The sequence below is a fragment of the Enterococcus sp. AZ141 genome, assembly GCF_051714385.1.
GTDB classification, from domain to species: Bacteria; Bacillota; Bacilli; order Lactobacillales; family Enterococcaceae; genus Enterococcus_D; species Enterococcus_D entomosocium.
Genome location: NZ_JBIORT010000001.1, coordinates 2,130,727 through 2,147,121 on the forward strand (window position 1 = coordinate 2,130,727; position 16,395 = coordinate 2,147,121).

A 16,395-nucleotide genomic window follows, 5' to 3' on the forward strand; every position below is an offset into this window, starting at 1 on the left:
AAAAAATGGTAAAACGCAGTGAAAAATTGGAGACCATGATTCATTATCTGCTTTTGGCAGTATTAGCCTTATTGTTTTTGCTCCCATTGTTGTGGATGCTGATCGCCTCTATTGATCCGGGCGCTATTCAAACTTTGAAATTACCTGAAGCAGTATCATTTGAAAATTTTGCTTCGATCCTTTCTGATCAAACTATCATTCGGTCATTCGGAATCGGCTTGCTTTTGTCCGGCTGTCAATCGATTTTAGTTGTTGTCTTATGTGTTTTGGCAGCATATCCCTTGTCGAGGTATCAGCTAAGATATAAAAAAAGTTTTTTGATGGCGGTGCTGTTCATGACCTCATTACCGATGACTGCTGTCATCGTGCCGGTCTATCAACTGTTTATCTTTTTGAAGTTTCAAGATTCGTTACTGGCGGTGACGTTCTTCTTGACGGCGTCCTCACTGCCTTATGGGATTTGGATGATGAAGAACTTTATGGATTCGGTACCAATCGACTTAGAAGAGTCCGCTTGGGTCGATGGGGCTTCAACATGGCAAGGGGTGCGAAAAGTCGTAGCGCCGCTGATGGTTCCAGGTATTTGTACGGTTGGTATTTTTACTTTTACTGGAAGCTGGGGCAACTTCTTTGTTCCTTATATTTTGATTCAGTCACCCGAAAAAATGCCGGCATCAGTCTCGATCTTTCAGTTTTTCGGCAACTTTGGTATGGTCAATTATGGCCGTTTAGCCGCTTTTTCGGTGCTATATACCTTACCAGTCGTCATTTTATATGCTTTGTCACAAACGTATATGTCTAAAGGATTTAGCATGGGAGGAGCGACGAAAGGATGAAAGATCCATTTCATACGACAAAAAAATTAACGAAACGAATCGCTGAACTAAAAGCGTATCGTTTTCAAAAAGTACAAGACCTTACAATGTGGTCGGCAAAAGAAGATAAGTCAAAAACGGAAAAACACCCACCAGAAGAGTGGGACTTTACACTTTCAGTTAGCGATTTCTGGCAAGGGAGAGACCGTTATATTTGGGCTCATCATGAATTGACAGTTCCAGAGGAGGAAGACTTATGGTTACTGATCGATTTTGGTCGTACAGGTGGTGGCTATAATTCAGGCTTTGAGTCCTTGCTGTTGATCGATGGTGAACCTTATCAGGGTGTCGATTCGAATCATACAGAGATTTTTCTGGCGGATCATTACCGAGGGAAAACCATCCGACTTGATTTAAAACTATGGTCGGGCTTGGAAGGCGGTGGGTCTGAAGTCATTCAACGGCATGAGTTTCGGCAAGCTTGTTTGGCAAAACGACACTTAGCTGCTGATGACTGTTTCTTTCTCGCTGATATGATGGCGAAAACTATCGATGGGTTACCGGAAAATGAACCGATACGATACAAGCTGTTGAGTCTTTTAGATGATGCCTTTCGTTTGATTCAGTGGCAGGTACCCGGATCTATCTCTTTTTACCATAGCGTTGAGGAAGCTGATCATTATTTAAATCAAGAACTGCAAAAAATACCTAAACTTTCGGAGATCACTGTGACGGCTATCGGCCATACACATATCGATGTTGCTTGGTTGTGGCGGCTGAAGCATACAGGGGAAAAAGCTGTCCGCAGTTTTTCAACGGTTTTACGTTTGATGGAACAATACCCAGAATATATTTTCTTACAAACCCAACCTCAGCTATACAAATATGTCAAAGAAAGCTATCCAGCACTTTATGAGAAAATCAAAAAGAGGATCAAAGAAGGCCGTTGGGAAGTGGACGGAGCCATGTGGCTGGAAGCCGATTGCAATATACCGTCAGGCGAATCATTGGTCCGTCAGATACTCCATGGGAAAAAATTTGTGAAGGAAGAATTTGACAAAGAAATGCATTTCTTGTGGCTTCCGGATGTGTTCGGTTATTCATGGGCACTGCCCCAAATCTTGAAAAAATCCGGTATTGAGACGTTTATGACGACCAAAATCAGCTGGAATCAATATAACCGGATGCCTCATGATACCTTTTATTGGCGGGGAATCGATGGGACAGATATTTTGACGCATTTTATCACCACGCCAGTTGATGGTAAAACGGATGAATGGGCAGAAGAATGGTTTTATACCTACAATGGAACGCTTTCTCCGGAGACCGTTCAAGGAATTTACGACGGATATCAAGACAAGCGTTTGAATCAAGAATTTCTGCTGTCTTACGGTCATGGGGACGGCGGAGGCGGTGTCACTAGAGAGATGCTGGAAAATCGACGACGCCTTGACCAGATTCCAGGATTGCCGCAAGTCAAAACAGGAAAAGCGAAAGCCTTTTTTGAACGACTGCATCAGACAGTAGAACAAAATAAGCCGCTGGTCTCTCGTTGGGATGGCGAATTGTACTTGGAATATCATCGAGGAACCTATACCTCGCAAGCGTTTGTCAAAAAAATGAATCGAAAAGCTGAAATTGCTCTACGGGAACTTGAGATTCTCTATACATGTTTAGCAGCCAGCAAAGAAGACGAGTATCCTAAGGATCCGCTTTTTGAAACATGGGAGATGGTTCTTCGTAATCAATTCCACGATATTATTCCTGGTTCTTCGATCAAAGAAGTTTATCAAGACCATAGAGCAGAGTTTGCCGTCGTGACTCAGACCATTCAACAGTTATTTGAACAATTAGATGGACCTGCTAATCAAAAGTATACAGTCAACAATACAGCTAGCTGGTCAAGGAATGAACTGATTGAACTTCCACTTTTACAAGAAGGTCGCTTTATTGATTCACAAGGAAAAGAACTTCCGGCTTATTTTGATGGAGAAAAACAGTCTGTTCTTGTGACAAATGTTCCGCCAATGAGTCAGGTGATGATAGAGTTTCAACCGATAGCAGAAAATAAAGACATCAAACCGCTCGCTGAGTTCACAGAGGGAGCGCTTGAGACCGATCGTTTGCGAATTTTATGGGAAACATCGGGAAATTTGATCAGTATTTTTGATAAGAAACTAGGTAGAGAAATGTTGGAAGGAAAAGGGAATGTTTTTCAGCTATTTGAAGACAAACCTTTAAATTACGATGCATGGGATATCGATAGTTTTTATCAAGAAAAAGCAACAGTGCTTCAAGCCGATCAAATACGATTACGCTCAAATAATGCGCTTTACGCTTCCGTAGTATTTGAGTATACGTTTGGTAATTCGCAGATACATCAGGAAATGCGGGTCTATGCTCATACACAACGAATCGATTTTTTAACAAACGTGTCATGGCATGAACGCCAACAACTGTTGAAGGTAAACTTTGATGCAGCAATTCGATCAACTGAAGCAGTATTTGATATTCAGTACGGAAATGTAAAACGAGCTACCCATGCTAATACCAGTTGGCAATTGGCTCAGTTTGAAACAGTAGGCCACCAATGGGCAGATCTTTCAGAAAAATATTGTGGGGTAAGTTTATTGAATGACTGTAAATATGGTTATGCTGTTAAGGAAAATCAATTAAGCTTGACCTTGCTTAAAGGCGCTATCTATCCTGATCCACTGGCTGACGATGGCGATCACAAATTTACTTACAGTTTTTATGCCCACGAGCACGATGCCATCGATGGGGGAACAATGGAAGAAGCATGGTCCCTCAACTCGCCATTAACGGTTATTAACGGAGAACATTCTTGGTTGCTTCCGTTGCAAATAGACTGTGAAACCTCAGTTACCATCGACGCCATCAAGCAAGCAGAAACCGGCAAAGGGTGGATTTTACGCTCACATGATCACACGGGAGGAACTAGAAAGGTTACATTGCAGTTGCCAAGCAGTTTTTGGCAAGAAACAGATTTAATGGAGATACCTTTAAATAATGAGCAGTGGAAAGATGAAGTCTCATTTACCTTGTCACCCTTCGAAATAAAAACATTTCATTTTGAGTTGAGATAAACTAAAACCAGCAGATTCTCCATTTATAGCGGAGAATCTGCTGGTTGTGTTTATTCAAATTCTTCATACTCATTTGGGTCTTGACCATCGATGCGGCCGTCTGCTTTGTTTAACTGATTGATTTGATTGATTTCATCTTCAGTCAGTTCAAAGTCGAAGATCGCAAGATTTTCTCGTTGATGGGCGAGGTTTCTTGATTTAGGTAGGGGCAAAATGCCACGTTCCACATGCCAGCGCAAGATGATTTGACCAGCTGATTTTTGGTATTTCTCAGCTAATTCAGTGATCAGTGGTTCTTTCAGGGCATCGCTGCCGCGGCCTAATGGGCTCCAAGCTTCCGTTACGATGCCGCGTTTTTTGTTCTCTGTAACCATTCGTTCTTGGACCCAGTAAGGATGGATCTCAATTTGATTTAGCGCAGGGGTCACACCAGTTGCTTCAATGATGGCATCCAAATGTTCTGGCTCGAAATTGGAAACGCCGATGGAACGGATCAAACCTAATTTCTGGGCGGTCACTAAGGCTTGCCAAGCTTCGACATATTTGCCGCGTTTTGGTAATGGCCAGTGGATCAAAAAGGCATCGAAGTAGTCGAGTCCCATGCGAGCAAGGGATTCTTGAATGCTGGTTAAGGCATCATCATAGCCATGGTATTTTCCCGGTAATTTTGAGGTGATATAAAATTCTGAACGTGGGATACCAGAGCGACGGATCGCTTTGCCGACAATGCCTTCATTGTCATAATTGGTTGAAGAATCGATCAATCGATACCCGTCAGCGATCGCTGCTTGCAGCTGGCTCAACCCTTCGCCACCGCGGATCTGATAGGTACCGATGCCCACGGCGGGGCGTAAATTGCCGTCGTTTAATGTCAGTAAAGGTGCTTTCATAAAATGATTCCTCCTTTTCTTTACATTCTACTCTAACGCTTTTTTGCCAGGAACGTAACCAACTTGCTCAAACAAAGAAAAAAGAGCAACGGTTTCTGTTTCAGAAACAATTGCTCTTTTTGATTAAATTATTTTTCAGGCGGTGTGCCATACATTTTTGGTGTGACTTGATCGAGTTTTGGCGCTTTTCCTTCGATCTTTGGTTCGTCTAGCCATTGGTATTCGCCTTCACCATCAAGGGCTTTGCCTTTCGCCCAAGAGCCTTCTTTACTTTGGTCGCCTTCTGAGAAGTTATAGAAATCATAAGCGATATCTAAGCGTTCGTTTTTGCGGTCAAAGGTAGTCGGCACTAAAATCGAGCCTTCATTTTCTTCCAATTCTTTCACGGCAGCTGCCCAAAGATTTTGGTGGTAGCTATCACGCGCTAATAAGACCGAAAGTAAGTCTTTGACCCCACGGTCATCGATCATTTCATAGATGCGTGCTACTTGCAGACGTCCTTGTGATTCTGCATTTAAGTTGGCACGGAAATCAGCAAGCAAGTTGCCACTAGCAATGATATACGCACCTGACCATGGATTGCCGACGCTATCAGCAGGACGTGGTCCTAAGCCGGCAACGATGGCATGTTGCGGGTTCATTCCGGAAATGATCGCACCGATCGTTGGGTCTTTTTTCATGGCAGCTTCCTGATCTTCCACAGGTGCACCTTCCAGCAGACGTGCAACCATCGTTGCTAACATTTCAACGTGTCCAAGCTCTTCAGTAGCGATATCCATCAACATGTCTTTGTATTTTTCTTCCCCACGGCAGCTCCATCCTTGGAATAAGTATTGCATGGCAACACTCATCTCTCCATATTGTCCACCGATTAATTCTTGAAGGTATTTCGCAACTAACGGATTTGGTTTTTCTGGTTTAGCTTCAAACTGTAGTTCTTTTTGATGACGAAACATACTATTCCTCCTAAAATTTTTTATTGGGCCCATAAAAAGTTTCTCATGAATCGAAAGGTTCGTCTAATAAAATGCACTTAGTTCAAAATGAAAAAAGCTCCAAAAAGAAAAGCCATTTACTTTGACAAAAAGCGAGAAGCGTTAGATAGTTAAATTAAGAGAGAATTAGAAAAGGAGCGAGTCACCATGTTTCAGTATTACAAAATGGACGACCGAAAAATAAGGGAATCCTCGGGGGAAGATTACAATTGGCTGGTGGTTTCTGGGACAGATCCAGAGGAACAACGCCACTTGTTAGATAAGTATCAACTGCCCGAAGATATTTTTATTGGCGCCAACGAACCGGAAGAAGTCTCACGTTTGGAATACTTACGTAACACTAAGTTAAATCATCCGATTCTTTATACCTTGATCGATTTGTCAGAAGTGACACAAGACCGCATCGAAGATCGTTTAGAACCGGTGACGTTTATTTATACCAAAGATCTTTTAATCACTTATGTCTCTCATCAATCTACACTGATTAAACGCCTGATTGAAAAGCATGAGCAAGATATTCAACGGTATGAAGATATTGTTGCCTACTCGACGCTGATGATCTACACCCATTACATCAAAGGTCTGCAGGAAATGAAGAAACAGATCGATGCACTAGATGAAGCAGCTCGTAAAACGACGGAAAACAACGAATTGTTTAATTTAGCCGATACCGAACGAGACATGGTCTATCTGGATCACACCTTACGGGATCAGAACCATACCGTCGATCGTTTGATGGATCGCAAAGAATTTTTGGATCGTTTGGATAATGAAGCACTCGTTTATGACATTAAGCTACGACAGAAGTTTGCCATGAAAATGGTCACTATCTATCGCGACTTGTTAGAAACCATTGGTGGCTTGTTCTCCGATATGATGGACAACAATCTAAACCATCTGATGAAATACTTAGATTCTGCGGCATTGGTGGTGGCTGTGCCGTCCTTGATCGCGGGGCTATGGGGGATCAACACTGGGGGACTGCCAGGAAAAGACAATGCCATCGGTACGATCATTGTCTTTGGTTTGGCTATTTTAGTTGGGATATTAACCGCCATTTACTTGTCACGGAAAGACTTTTCAAAATAAAAAGCGCCGCTGCTCTGTGGCACCGTTCATCCATAAAAGGAGAATGGTGCGACGAAGCAGTTGGCATTTTTTTATTTTAACCCGCTGTCCAAATTGCTGTCGAGAGTCCAGCGCTGAAAGGCGAGAAAGACCAGCAGCAAAGGCAAAACAGAAATTACCGAGGCAGCAATCAAAATCGTCCAATGGATATTTTCCGCGCCCACCAAGCTGCGGTTCGCCACTTGCAAGGTGTATTTTTTCGGATTATTCAAGACGATCAAGGGCCAGATATAATCATTCCATCGCTACTGGAAGGAGAAGATCTCCAGTGTCATAATGATTGGTCGGGCAATCGGCAGCATGGTGATGGCGATGATAGAGGAAGAAAAAAATGGCATCGTATTTTGTAAGCGCATAGCTGCAGTCGGCACTGACTAGAATCCTCAATAAATCCGCGTAAGGCAAATCAGGAACTTCTACAGTCACACCGTTTTTTTCTGTGTATTTTCCCGTCATTTTCAAATAAGTACCGCCTTCGCTAGGAGCTCTGGAAGCAAACATGGGAATCTGCGAAGATATTTCCAATCGGCAACGATCGAAACGTCCCCTAATGAAAAATAGCTGAAGTGCTGAAAAGATAGCTGTCCTAAAACGCACTGAGGAGTAAAAAGTGCCAATTATCTGACAAAATGAGAGTGGCTCTCCCTCAGTTTAGCGAAGAAGATGCAAAATAAAAAATAAAACGATTTCAAAAAATGCACCAATACTAAAAAAAACGAATTAAAGCTCTTACAACGATAATTAAGAAGTACTGATAAACGTTAATATAACAAGGTTTGAATTTTTTTTTTGCAAATTGAGTGCAAATCTTTTGTCTAAAACGGGGATTAAGCGTAACATAATATGTGTAATAACTACTTAAAAGAAAGAAGGAGAAAAATATGCATTGGTTATGGGTATTAATCGTAGGAGCTATTATCGGTTTGATCGCCGGAGCTATCACAAATAAAGGTGGATCAATGGGTTGGATCGCCAACATCGTTGCAGGTTTAGTAGGTTCAGCTATTGGACAAGCAATCTTAGGTTCTTGGGGTCCATCACTTGCTGGAATGGCAATCGTCCCATCAATTATTGGTGCGGTTATTGTAGTTGCTGTTGTTTCATTCTTCTTAGGACGTTCAAACGGCTAGTCCATTCAGCAATTGTTTCCATTCATTTATTTCGGGTAGTAATTACCTCGAATAGACAGGCAAATCCAGATTTTCTGGGTTTGCCTTTTTTGTTTTTAAGGAAGCATAAGCAATCCTTTTGTCATATCGGGAAATTGTCGTTACACTTGAAGTAGGTCAAAAAAAGAAAGGAAGAGGTTCAATGAAAAAGCAATATGAAACAGCGATGATCAATCGAGGCGGACGTGTCGGAGAGGTCGAAGCACCAAATGGCAGTTTTCACCTGAAAATCGACAAACCGGGTCTTCACAGTGAGGGCACAAACCCAGAACAATTATTTGCCGCTGGCTATGCTTCTTGTTTCAACGGTGCCGTACAGCATATGCTGAAAGAGCATAACATCGAATCCGAATCCGAAGTTAAAGCAAGAGTGTCTTTGTATCAGCACGAGGACGGCAGTTACCAAATCGGCGTGATTTTAGAAGTGTCGTTACCAGGCGTTGAAAAAGCCGAGGCAGAGAAAATCGCAGAAGAAGCCCATGATTTTTGTCCGTATTCTCGGGCAACTCGTGGCAACATTGATGTCGAAGTACAAGTAGTCTAAGCATTATTGCAGCTAGACAAACAATAAGCGGCTGATGAATCAGCCGACAAGAGGGAATTCATCAAGGAGGCCAATCAATGAGACAAACAGAGATCTTGCTGCTTTTGGGCGTGTTTGTGGTTGGCCTTTTTGTGGTGTACTGGCTGAAAAAGCACCGACATGCGCGCCACAATCAAGCACTGGCAGCTCAGCTGAAGCGTTATCCCAGCGTGCGGAAAGCGTGGCTGGCAGCCGGGGTAAAAAGGGAAGCAGTCCTTTTGGTTCCCGGTTTAAAAAAAGCTACTGCCGCAGTTGCAACGACGGCAACGGCGAAAGCAGAAACGAGGCTGTACAAGCATGCGGATCAGTGTCAGGCAATGACTCCACAAGGGTTGGCCGTTTCGGAGGACTATTTGTTCCTCTCTGCGTACTGTTCGCAGCAGGAACATCACTCACAGCTTTATATAATAGAAAGAACGAGCGGACGGCATCTGAAAACGGTGGTTCTGCCAAAACGCCCCCATGTCGGCGGATTAGTCTTTGATCGAGCAACGCAAGTGCTGTGGCTAACCATCACTGGGAAAGGAATGGGACGAGTGGCGTGTGTTTCTTTGCAGACACTGCTGGAAGATGATTCCTTGGCAACCAGTCAGCCGATCGCTTATCAGCAAGTCATCGAATTGGCAGGCATTACTCATAGCTCCTATTTGGCAGCCGATAGCGGTGAACTTGTCTCAGGGACCTTTGCCTTGAAAAACGGTGGCGTGGTGGCGAATTATCCGCTGCCTGTTCTTTCAGACAGCGGTCGCAAAGCATCTCCTTGCATCAAGCCGCGTAAGAGAAGGGTCACCACCACGAAAGTCCAAAGTGTCGCCTTTACCACTGAATACTTGTTGCTGGCACGTTCCTTTGGACCAGGGTCGGCTGAGTTATGGGTCTTTTCAAAGGATGCAACGGTGCTGACCCGCAAACATGCGTTGCGGCGCATCAAGTTTCCCCATTACCTTGAACAGATCGTGGTAGAAAAAGGGCAGCTGTACTGCTTGTTTGAAAGTGGGGCATGGGCGTATCGGCAAAAAGGCGGCAGCATCGATGAAGTCGTGGTATTGGACCTTGCGACCTTACTTCAGTAAGATAACTGCTTAAAAAGAAAAAAGACCAGCCTCTTAAGAAGCTGGTCGTAAGTGCAGTAATTATTCCACGATTGCTCGTTGGATATCTAAGACGGTGCCGGTATGAGCATCTGCCAAAAATTCATAGGTGACAAGCTGTCCGTCTTCGGTGCGGGTGATGCCGCCAGTATATCCTTGGGAAGTGATCGCAAATTTGCGCAAAGGTTGTTTTTCGAAATTGATCCAAGAACCTTCGATCGGTCCTTCTTTGATAAACGCCGCTTTTATATTGTCTAAGACATCATCGGCATTCATGGCTTGCCTTTTCTTCAACCAGATCGTTGAAAAAATCCCTCCTGCAAAGCCAAGACCTAAACCGATGGTCAGTCCATTTTTAAAATAATGCAATGGATGCTCATTCTCCATCTAATGTCCCTCCTAAAGTAAGTTTTCCCGAATGTTGTGATCTCGGTGAAAGCACAGGTTCTCTTAACAATAGTTTACCATAGTTTAGAAATATTCTATAAGAAAAATAACCAACAATAGAAATTTGCGCTATAATAAAGAATATCAGTAGGAATAAGGAGGAAGAGAGCACATCCGTTGTTTCACCCGAAAATTGCTGGAAAACACAGCAACAGCAAGCGTTGCTTTTTCAAAAAAAGCAGCTTTGTTTCTTTGGGGCAGCAAACAACTGATACGTGTTTCTCGAATGATCATGGAAGAAAAAACATTTCAACGTATCAAAGAACTAACGGAGTTACAAGGAACCAGCGGGTTTGAACACGACGTGCGAGCGTATATGCGTGAAGCGATGACTCCATTGGTAGATGAAATCCAACAAGATGGCTTAGGCGGCATCTTCGGTTTGCGTCACCACCAAGAAGCAGATGCACCACGAGTGATGTTAGCTGCTCACATGGACGAAGTTGGTTTCTTATTGACGACGATCACCGATCGCGGCTTATTCAAAGTCACTCCTTTAGGTGGATGGAACCCTTATGTAGTTTCTGCTCAACGGTTTACATTGAAAACAGCGAAGGGCGATTACCCATGCGTTTCTTCTTCAGTACCGCCACATTTGTTGCGAGGAAGCAGCGGTCAAAAAAATGTCGAAGTGACAGATATTTTGTTTGATGCTGGGTTTGAATCAAAAGAAGAAGCAGAAAGCTTTGGCGTACGTCCTGGCGATACGATCGTCCCACAAGTGGAAACCATCAAAACAGCCAATGGGAAAAACATCATCTCGAAAGCTTGGGACAACCGTTACGGCTGTGCTGTCGTATTAGAAGCACTTGAAGCCTTGAAAGAGGAAACATTAGGCCATACGTTGATTGCTGGTGCCAACGTTCAGGAAGAAGTCGGCTTACGGGGTTCTCGTCCGTCTGTGACGAAATTCAAACCAGACTTGTTCTTTGCAGTAGATTGCTCGCCAGCGGATGACACAGTCACGAAAAATGGCACCTTTGGTCATCTAGGAGCCGGGACTTTGATGCGAATCTATGATCCAGGCATGATCATGTTGCCACGGATGAAAGAATTCTTGTTGGATACAGCAGAAAGCAACAACATTCCGTACCAATACTTTGTTTCAAAAGGTGGTACCGATGCTGGTGCAGCACACATGGCAAATGAAGGGATCCCAAGTTCTGTCATCGGTGTTCCTGGACGGTACATCCATACTCACCAAACCTTATTCAGTATCGCTGATTTTGAAGCGGCACGGGAAATGGTGATTCAAGTCTTGAAAGGTTTGGATCGTTCCACTGTTGATACGATTTTGGCTGGACAATAAGCTAGAACGAACGAAAGCAAAGAGACAGCAATCCGTTGTCTCTTTTTTTCTGCAGGGGTTCTGAGACCAGCATGTCAGTTGGTAGTCCCTGAAAGAAAGGTGTATACTTAAAGAAAAGAAAGTGGTGAGTATTTGATTATTCCAAAAGATTTAGCAGAGTTAGCAACATATGTGGAGAAAGGCAAAAATGTCTTCTTTTTCACCGCCGATTGGTGTGGCGATTGTCGATATATCAAACCGCAATTGCCTGAGATCGAAGCGGATTTTCCAGCGCTTCAGTTTATCGAAGTCGACCGTGATGAATACATGGATGTAGCGGTTGAATGGAACATTTTTGGTATTCCTAGCCTCGTCGTTATCGAAGACGGCAAGGAGCTGGGACGGTTAGTCAACAAGGATCGCAAAACCAAAGAAGAGATCGAAGCCTTTTTAACCAGCGTACAATCAGCATAGGAGGGGAAAAAGATGGAAGCACAAAGATATCAAAACATTTTAGTAGGGATCGACGGTTCAGATCAAGCGATGTCTGCCTTCAAAAAAGCAGTGGAAGTCGCTCGTCGAAACCAAGGGAAGGTCTATGCCGCAACGATCATCGATCAGCAAGTGCCGACCATGATGGGTTATGCACCTTTGGATAGTTCCATCTTAGAACAAGAAAAAGACACGGCGAAAAATCTGATCGACGACTGCAAAGCCTACGCAAAATCAGTGGATTTTGATCTAGTAGAAGGCATCGTCGCTTACGGCTCCATCAAAGACGCCCTTGCCACCCAATTACCGGATCAATACGACATCGATTTGATCATGGTGGGGCAATCCGGGCTGAACGCCGTGGAACGCTTCATGATGGGGAGTGTCGCCAGCTTCGTTATCCGTGAAGCCCGGTGCGACGTGCTGATCGTATCACCTGAAGAAACCAAAGCGTAAGGTCATTTTGGAAAAAATAAGCTTGTCGTTGCCGTGTTCTTTTCCATAGTTTGCATGGTAGTAACAAGTGACAAAAGGAAGTTCCTGAGAACCAGCGGTTTTGCTCGCTAGTGAAGCATTGTCTTTAGCAAATGAGCAGTAGCTGGTTTTCAGGCTTTTTTGTCTTTGAAAATAACTAGAATTTCAAGGAAAACAAAGAAATTCCATGACGGATGCCGAAAAATTTGATAAGATTATGGGCGGAATGTGTAAGTACCTAAGGAGGAAAAAACGTGATTTTTGCTTATAACAAAGAATATGTCAGTGATACACTGCTTGCCATCACAGCAGATGATAAAGGATTAGAACAAACCGTCGAACGCAAAGGCAATGTTGCCCAAATCAAAAATGAAGAAGGCACGATCGTTGGCTGGAACTTTTTTGCGATCTCAGAAGTGATGACGATCGAAGGCCGTGGTCAAGTGACGTTGACGAAAGAACAAATCCAACAATTGAACACCATGATCAAAGAAGCAGGATTCAGCGAAGAACTGCCTGCAGATACGGAACCAAAAATCGTCGTTGGCTATGTGAGATCTTGTGTGGAACATCCAGACAGCGACCATCTTTCTATCACGGAAACAGAAGTTGGAGATGGGAAAGTCTTGCAAATCGTCTGTGGCGCTGCCAATATTCGTAAAGGATTGAAAGTCGTTGTCGCAAAACCTGGCGCAATGATGCCGGATGGCTTGATGATTTGGCCGGGGACACTTCGTGGCGTAGAAAGCTTCGGAATGATCTGTTCTGCTAAAGAACTACATTTAGAAGGTGCCCCAATGAAAAAAGGCATCCTTGAGCTGCCTCAAGATGCCGTTGTAGGTGAAGCTTTTCCAGTCGGTAAAGCCTAAAAAATGAACTGCCGCTTCCTGTTTTTGCGGCAGTTCATTTTTTGATTGTTTCGATTGGTTTTGGTAATTAGTTGCTGCTGTCTGTTGATTGTTCGTTGATCGATGTATCAACGGAAAGTTTTACTTCTGCTGTTTTTTCTTCATCACCACGATAGAAGGTTACAGTGATCGTGTCACCGACTTTGTGTTTGTACAACGCAGATTGCAGATCCGTTGTGGTGCTGACTTCTGTGTCATCGATTTTCGTGATAACGTCATATTGTTGCAATCCTGCTTGTTCTGCTGGTGTTGCATTGTTGACTGAGTAGATCACAACGCCTGAAGTTACAGATGAAGGAACTTTCAAGATTTGTTCTTGTTGTTGTGATGTGATTGAACCTAAATCAATCGTTTGGATCCCTAGTGCAGGGCGAACCACTTTGCCGTCTGCTTCTAGTTGATTGATGATTTCAACGACATCGTTACTTGGGATCGCAAAGCCCATCCCTTCGACACTAACACCTGAAGCAGAGCCAGAGGTGCTGGCGATTTTACTTGAGTTGATCCCAATCACTTGACCATCAACGTTGATCAGTGGACCACCTGAGTTCCCTGGGTTGATCGCAGCATCCGTTTGGATCGCATTGATACTGATCGTACCACCAGATTCGTTTTGGCTTGTTACTTGACGATTCAAGGAAGATACGATCCCTTGTGTCACAGAGTTTGCATAGTCAGAGCCTAGAGGAGAACCGATCGCGATTGCTGGTTCGCCGACTTTCAAGGCACTTGAATCGCCAAATGTTGCGGCAGTTGTAACTTTTTCAGAAGAGATTTTTAAGACGGCTAAGTCTGTGTAAGAATCGGTACCTACCAATTCAGCTTTGACTTTTGTACCATCTGCTAAGACAACTTCCAAACCATCTTGACCTTCAACTACGTGGTTGTTGGTTACGACATAGGCATCGTCGCCATCGATTTTGTAGATGACACCACTCCCTTCAGAAGAAGCTTCTAAGGCGCTGTCGTCTTCGCTTTGGCTATCGCCTTCACTTTGTCCACCTTGCTGACCAAAGAGGCTGTTCCAGTCGTTGCTTTGACTTTGTTGTAGATTAATGATGGAAACCACCGAATCTTGTACTTTTTCAACTGCCTCAGTGACATCGCTAGTCACATCAAGTTTTACATTGGATACTTGGGTTTGTCCGTTAGAATCTTGGACCCCGCTGTTGGTCGTGGTTTCTGGTGTTGAAGTCAAGGATGAACCCATTGCCAGATACAGACCGCCGAAGGTCAATAATCCGCCGACCATACCGCCTAAAATCCCAATACCTAATCGTTTTAATAAACCAGGAGAAGTTTTCTTACCTGGTGTGACATATTTTCTTGCCATTACTATTTCCCCCTTAATGAATAATTCGTTATAATCAGTATATTCCTTCTATCTGAGATTAGTCTACTAAGAGATTTTGAAAAAAATATGAAGAAGTTGCGTAAGAATCTGTTTCAAACGATGAAATTTTCTTCGTAAGACCCGTTCATTTTTGAATAAAAATAGCAGAGAAATCTGGGGAGAAGTAAAGGTCTTTTTATCCACAGTGTGTGGACAAACTTGATGGGGTTGGTTGGGTGGATGAAGAAATCGTTGAAGTGTCGCAGTTTTATAGATAAGATAGAAGGATTTCAAAGAAAGTCAAAGTGTGTAAAAGGTTGTGGATAGCATTGTCCACATTTTCATAAAATAAGGGGATAACGAGGAGAAATCTATGAAAATCAAAATCGTCACGGTAGGAAAACTAAAAGAAAAGTACCTCGTTCAAGGAATCAACGAGTACGCCAAACGATTGGGGGCATACGCAAAGCTTGAGTTTATCGAAGTACCAGATGAAAAAGCACCAGAAACCTTGAGTGAAGCCCAAATGCTGCAAATCAAAGAAAAAGAAGGCCAGCGCATTTTAGCCAAAATCAAAGACACCGAATATGTCTTTGCCTTAGCAATCGAAGGCACCAATCCCACCAGCGAAGCCTTCGCCAAACAAATCGATCAACTCGGCATCCAAGGAAAAAGCCAACTGACCTTCGTCATCGGCGGCTCCCTAGGCTTAAGCCAAGAAGTCATGACTCGCAGTGATGCCAAAATCTCCTTTGGCAAAATGACCTACCCACACCAACTCATGAAACTGATCTTATTGGAGCAAATCTATCGCGCGTATCGAATCAATACGGGGGCGCCGTATCATAAGTAAATATCTTAAGCAGTATAATAGAAAAAATTAACCACCGGTACTACCGGTAAAAAGGAGCAACAACCATGCGAAATATCAAACTAACGATTGAATACGACGGCAAGCGCTACTTAGGGTGGCAACGACTAGGAGATTCTGAAAAAACGATCCAAGAAAAAGTTGAAGGGGTCATCAAATTATTGACGGGAGAAGAAATTGAGATCGTGGGTTCTGGTAGAACCGATGCGGGCACGCATGCTCGAGGACAAGTGGCAAATTTCAAGACGACCCATCAAATGAGTTTGCCAGAGATGCAGCAGTTCTTTAACCGCTATTTGCCGCAAGACATCGTTGTCAACAAGATTGAAGAAGTGCCTGAACGATTCCATGCACGCTATCACGCTAAAGGCAAGCAATACAGCTATTATGTTTGGAACAACGCGATCCCATCGGTCTTTGCTCGCAATACCAGTTTTCATTCCCCGCAGCCCCTTGATTTGGAAAAAATGCAGCAAGCGGCTGAGAAGTTGATCGGCACCCATGATTTTATTGGCTTTTCTGCGTTGAAAAAATCAAAAAAATCAACGGTGCGCACAATCGATGAAATCACTATCACACCAGAAGGCGACCTATTGCGGTTTACCTTCAAAGGCAACGGCTTTTTGCATAAAATGGTCCGAATCTTGACAGGCACACTGATTGCCATTGGCGATGGCACGCTACCGCCAGAAGTGATCGATCAAGTGTTAGCCGATAAAGTACGACAAGCAGCTGGTGAAACAGTGCCTTCTCATGGCTTATTTCTAGATGAGGTGTATTATTAAAAGAAACAGGGTAATGGCT

Annotated in this window: 18 protein-coding genes; 12 read left to right on the top strand and 6 right to left on the bottom strand. The window is 43.5% G+C overall.

The features are described 5' to 3' along the window. The first annotated feature begins 5 nt into the window (after nucleotides 1–5). Both IGI89_RS09880 and IGI89_RS09885 read left to right on the top strand, forming a co-directional pair. Nucleotides 6–836 (top strand): carbohydrate ABC transporter permease, encoded by an 831-nt coding sequence (locus tag IGI89_RS09880; RefSeq protein WP_008379135.1) that lies wholly within the window; start codon nucleotides 6–8, stop codon nucleotides 834–836. Beyond that, the gene (locus tag IGI89_RS09885) at nucleotides 833–3,922 is read left to right on the top strand and encodes an alpha-mannosidase (RefSeq protein ID WP_438735598.1); all 3,090 of its coding nucleotides are present in this window, start codon (nucleotides 833–835) and stop codon (nucleotides 3,920–3,922) included. Before IGI89_RS09880 ends, IGI89_RS09885 begins: the two co-directional genes overlap by 4 nt. A gap of 50 nt (nucleotides 3,923–3,972) precedes the next feature. On the opposite strand, the gene IGI89_RS09890 is transcribed toward IGI89_RS09885, so the two are convergent. After that, on the bottom strand, nucleotides 3,973–4,812 hold the full coding sequence (locus IGI89_RS09890; protein ID WP_016621425.1) for an aldo/keto reductase: 840 nt from the start codon (nucleotides 4,810–4,812) through the stop codon (nucleotides 3,973–3,975). Nucleotides 4,813–4,940: 128 nt separating this feature from the next. After that, complete coding sequence (locus IGI89_RS09895; RefSeq protein ID WP_034872349.1) at nucleotides 4,941–5,768, bottom strand: manganese catalase family protein; 828 nt, start codon at nucleotides 5,766–5,768, stop codon at nucleotides 4,941–4,943. Between the two features lie 186 nt (nucleotides 5,769–5,954). Between IGI89_RS09895 and IGI89_RS09900 the strand changes: the two genes are divergently transcribed. Next, a complete protein-coding gene (locus IGI89_RS09900) occupies nucleotides 5,955–6,896 on the top strand; it encodes a magnesium transporter CorA family protein (RefSeq protein ID WP_005234580.1) in 942 nt (313 codons plus the stop codon). A gap of 71 nt (nucleotides 6,897–6,967) precedes the next feature. Here IGI89_RS09900 and IGI89_RS09905 read toward each other — a convergent pair whose 3' ends face one another. After that, complete coding sequence (locus tag IGI89_RS09905; protein WP_034872345.1) at nucleotides 6,968–7,156, bottom strand: hypothetical protein; 189 nt, start codon at nucleotides 7,154–7,156, stop codon at nucleotides 6,968–6,970. Between the two features lie 13 nt (nucleotides 7,157–7,169). Beyond that, on the bottom strand, nucleotides 7,170–7,391 hold the full coding sequence (locus IGI89_RS09910; RefSeq protein ID WP_237714956.1) for a hypothetical protein: 222 nt from the start codon (nucleotides 7,389–7,391) through the stop codon (nucleotides 7,170–7,172). 425 nt (nucleotides 7,392–7,816) lie between these two features. On the opposite strand from IGI89_RS09910, the gene IGI89_RS09915 reads away from it, so the two are divergent. The 3 genes from IGI89_RS09915 (at nucleotide 7,817) to IGI89_RS09925 (ending at nucleotide 9,760) form a co-directional block, all read left to right on the top strand. Then, nucleotides 7,817–8,065 (top strand): GlsB/YeaQ/YmgE family stress response membrane protein, encoded by a 249-nt coding sequence (locus IGI89_RS09915; protein ID WP_005225422.1) that lies wholly within the window; start codon nucleotides 7,817–7,819, stop codon nucleotides 8,063–8,065. A 181-nt stretch (nucleotides 8,066–8,246) separates the two neighbouring features. Then, nucleotides 8,247–8,648, top strand: a complete 402-nt coding sequence (locus IGI89_RS09920; RefSeq protein WP_005225423.1) for an Ohr family peroxiredoxin — start codon at nucleotides 8,247–8,249, stop codon at nucleotides 8,646–8,648. A 77-nt stretch (nucleotides 8,649–8,725) separates the two neighbouring features. Further along, nucleotides 8,726–9,760: a hypothetical protein gene (locus tag IGI89_RS09925; protein WP_086316422.1), complete on the top strand. Its 1,035-nt coding sequence runs from the start codon at nucleotides 8,726–8,728 to the stop codon at nucleotides 9,758–9,760. Nucleotides 9,761–9,820: 60 nt separating this feature from the next. Here IGI89_RS09925 and IGI89_RS09930 read toward each other — a convergent pair whose 3' ends face one another. Beyond that, nucleotides 9,821–10,165, bottom strand: a complete 345-nt coding sequence (locus IGI89_RS09930; protein WP_005234590.1) for a peptidase — start codon at nucleotides 10,163–10,165, stop codon at nucleotides 9,821–9,823. 292 nt (nucleotides 10,166–10,457) lie between these two features. On the opposite strand from IGI89_RS09930, the gene pepA reads away from it, so the two are divergent. The 4 genes from pepA (at nucleotide 10,458) to ytpR (ending at nucleotide 13,348) form a co-directional block, all read left to right on the top strand. After that, complete coding sequence (gene pepA, locus IGI89_RS09935) at nucleotides 10,458–11,534, top strand: glutamyl aminopeptidase (RefSeq protein ID WP_034872382.1); 1,077 nt, start codon at nucleotides 10,458–10,460, stop codon at nucleotides 11,532–11,534. 132 nt (nucleotides 11,535–11,666) lie between these two features. Beyond that, a complete protein-coding gene (locus IGI89_RS09940) occupies nucleotides 11,667–11,987 on the top strand; it encodes a thioredoxin family protein (protein WP_008379116.1) in 321 nt (106 codons plus the stop codon). Between the two features lie 12 nt (nucleotides 11,988–11,999). Beyond that, nucleotides 12,000–12,461 carry a universal stress protein gene (locus IGI89_RS09945; RefSeq protein WP_005225429.1) on the top strand — a complete coding sequence of 154 codons (462 nt, stop codon included), beginning with the start codon at nucleotides 12,000–12,002 and terminating at the stop codon, nucleotides 12,459–12,461. A 272-nt stretch (nucleotides 12,462–12,733) separates the two neighbouring features. Beyond that, nucleotides 12,734–13,348 (top strand): YtpR family tRNA-binding protein, encoded by a 615-nt coding sequence (gene ytpR / locus IGI89_RS09950; protein WP_301388631.1) that lies wholly within the window; start codon nucleotides 12,734–12,736, stop codon nucleotides 13,346–13,348. 67 nt (nucleotides 13,349–13,415) lie between these two features. Here the strand turns inward: ytpR and IGI89_RS09955 are convergent, their stop codons facing one another. Beyond that, nucleotides 13,416–14,720 (bottom strand): S1C family serine protease, encoded by a 1,305-nt coding sequence (locus tag IGI89_RS09955; protein ID WP_008379110.1) that lies wholly within the window; start codon nucleotides 14,718–14,720, stop codon nucleotides 13,416–13,418. A 373-nt stretch (nucleotides 14,721–15,093) separates the two neighbouring features. Between IGI89_RS09955 and rlmH the strand changes: the two genes are divergently transcribed. Both rlmH and truA read left to right on the top strand, forming a co-directional pair. Next, nucleotides 15,094–15,573 (top strand): 23S rRNA (pseudouridine(1915)-N(3))-methyltransferase RlmH, encoded by a 480-nt coding sequence (gene rlmH, locus IGI89_RS09960; protein WP_005234604.1) that lies wholly within the window; start codon nucleotides 15,094–15,096, stop codon nucleotides 15,571–15,573. Nucleotides 15,574–15,638: 65 nt separating this feature from the next. Continuing rightward, the gene (truA, locus tag IGI89_RS09965) at nucleotides 15,639–16,376 is read left to right on the top strand and encodes a tRNA pseudouridine(38-40) synthase TruA (RefSeq protein ID WP_438735599.1); all 738 of its coding nucleotides are present in this window, start codon (nucleotides 15,639–15,641) and stop codon (nucleotides 16,374–16,376) included. Nucleotides 16,377–16,395 lie beyond the last annotated feature (19 nt).

Excerpts from the sequence above, each read along its gene's own strand:
- IGI89_RS09945 (WP_005225429.1), top strand. The coding sequence starts at position 12,000 with ATGGAAGCACAAAGATATCAAAACATTTTAGTAGGGATCGACGGTTCA.
- IGI89_RS09915 (WP_005225422.1), top strand. The coding sequence starts at position 7,817 with ATGCATTGGTTATGGGTATTAATCGTAGGAGCTATTATCGGTTTGATC.
- IGI89_RS09900 (WP_005234580.1), top strand. The coding sequence starts at position 5,955 with ATGTTTCAGTATTACAAAATGGACGACCGAAAAATAAGGGAATCCTCG.
- IGI89_RS09920 (WP_005225423.1), top strand. The coding sequence starts at position 8,247 with ATGAAAAAGCAATATGAAACAGCGATGATCAATCGAGGCGGACGTGTC.
- IGI89_RS09925 (WP_086316422.1), top strand. The coding sequence starts at position 8,726 with ATGAGACAAACAGAGATCTTGCTGCTTTTGGGCGTGTTTGTGGTTGGC.
- truA (WP_438735599.1), top strand. The coding sequence starts at position 15,639 with ATGCGAAATATCAAACTAACGATTGAATACGACGGCAAGCGCTACTTA.
- pepA (WP_034872382.1), top strand. The coding sequence starts at position 10,458 with ATGGAAGAAAAAACATTTCAACGTATCAAAGAACTAACGGAGTTACAA.
- IGI89_RS09955 (WP_008379110.1), bottom strand. The coding sequence starts at position 14,720 with ATGGCAAGAAAATATGTCACACCAGGTAAGAAAACTTCTCCTGGTTTA.
- rlmH (WP_005234604.1), top strand. The coding sequence starts at position 15,094 with ATGAAAATCAAAATCGTCACGGTAGGAAAACTAAAAGAAAAGTACCTC.
- IGI89_RS09880 (WP_008379135.1), top strand. The coding sequence starts at position 6 with ATGGTAAAACGCAGTGAAAAATTGGAGACCATGATTCATTATCTGCTT.
- IGI89_RS09890 (WP_016621425.1), bottom strand. The coding sequence starts at position 4,812 with ATGAAAGCACCTTTACTGACATTAAACGACGGCAATTTACGCCCCGCC.
- IGI89_RS09895 (WP_034872349.1), bottom strand. The coding sequence starts at position 5,768 with ATGTTTCGTCATCAAAAAGAACTACAGTTTGAAGCTAAACCAGAAAAA.
- IGI89_RS09930 (WP_005234590.1), bottom strand. The coding sequence starts at position 10,165 with ATGGAGAATGAGCATCCATTGCATTATTTTAAAAATGGACTGACCATC.
- IGI89_RS09910 (WP_237714956.1), bottom strand. The coding sequence starts at position 7,391 with ATGACGGGAAAATACACAGAAAAAAACGGTGTGACTGTAGAAGTTCCT.
- IGI89_RS09885 (WP_438735598.1), top strand. The coding sequence starts at position 833 with ATGAAAGATCCATTTCATACGACAAAAAAATTAACGAAACGAATCGCT.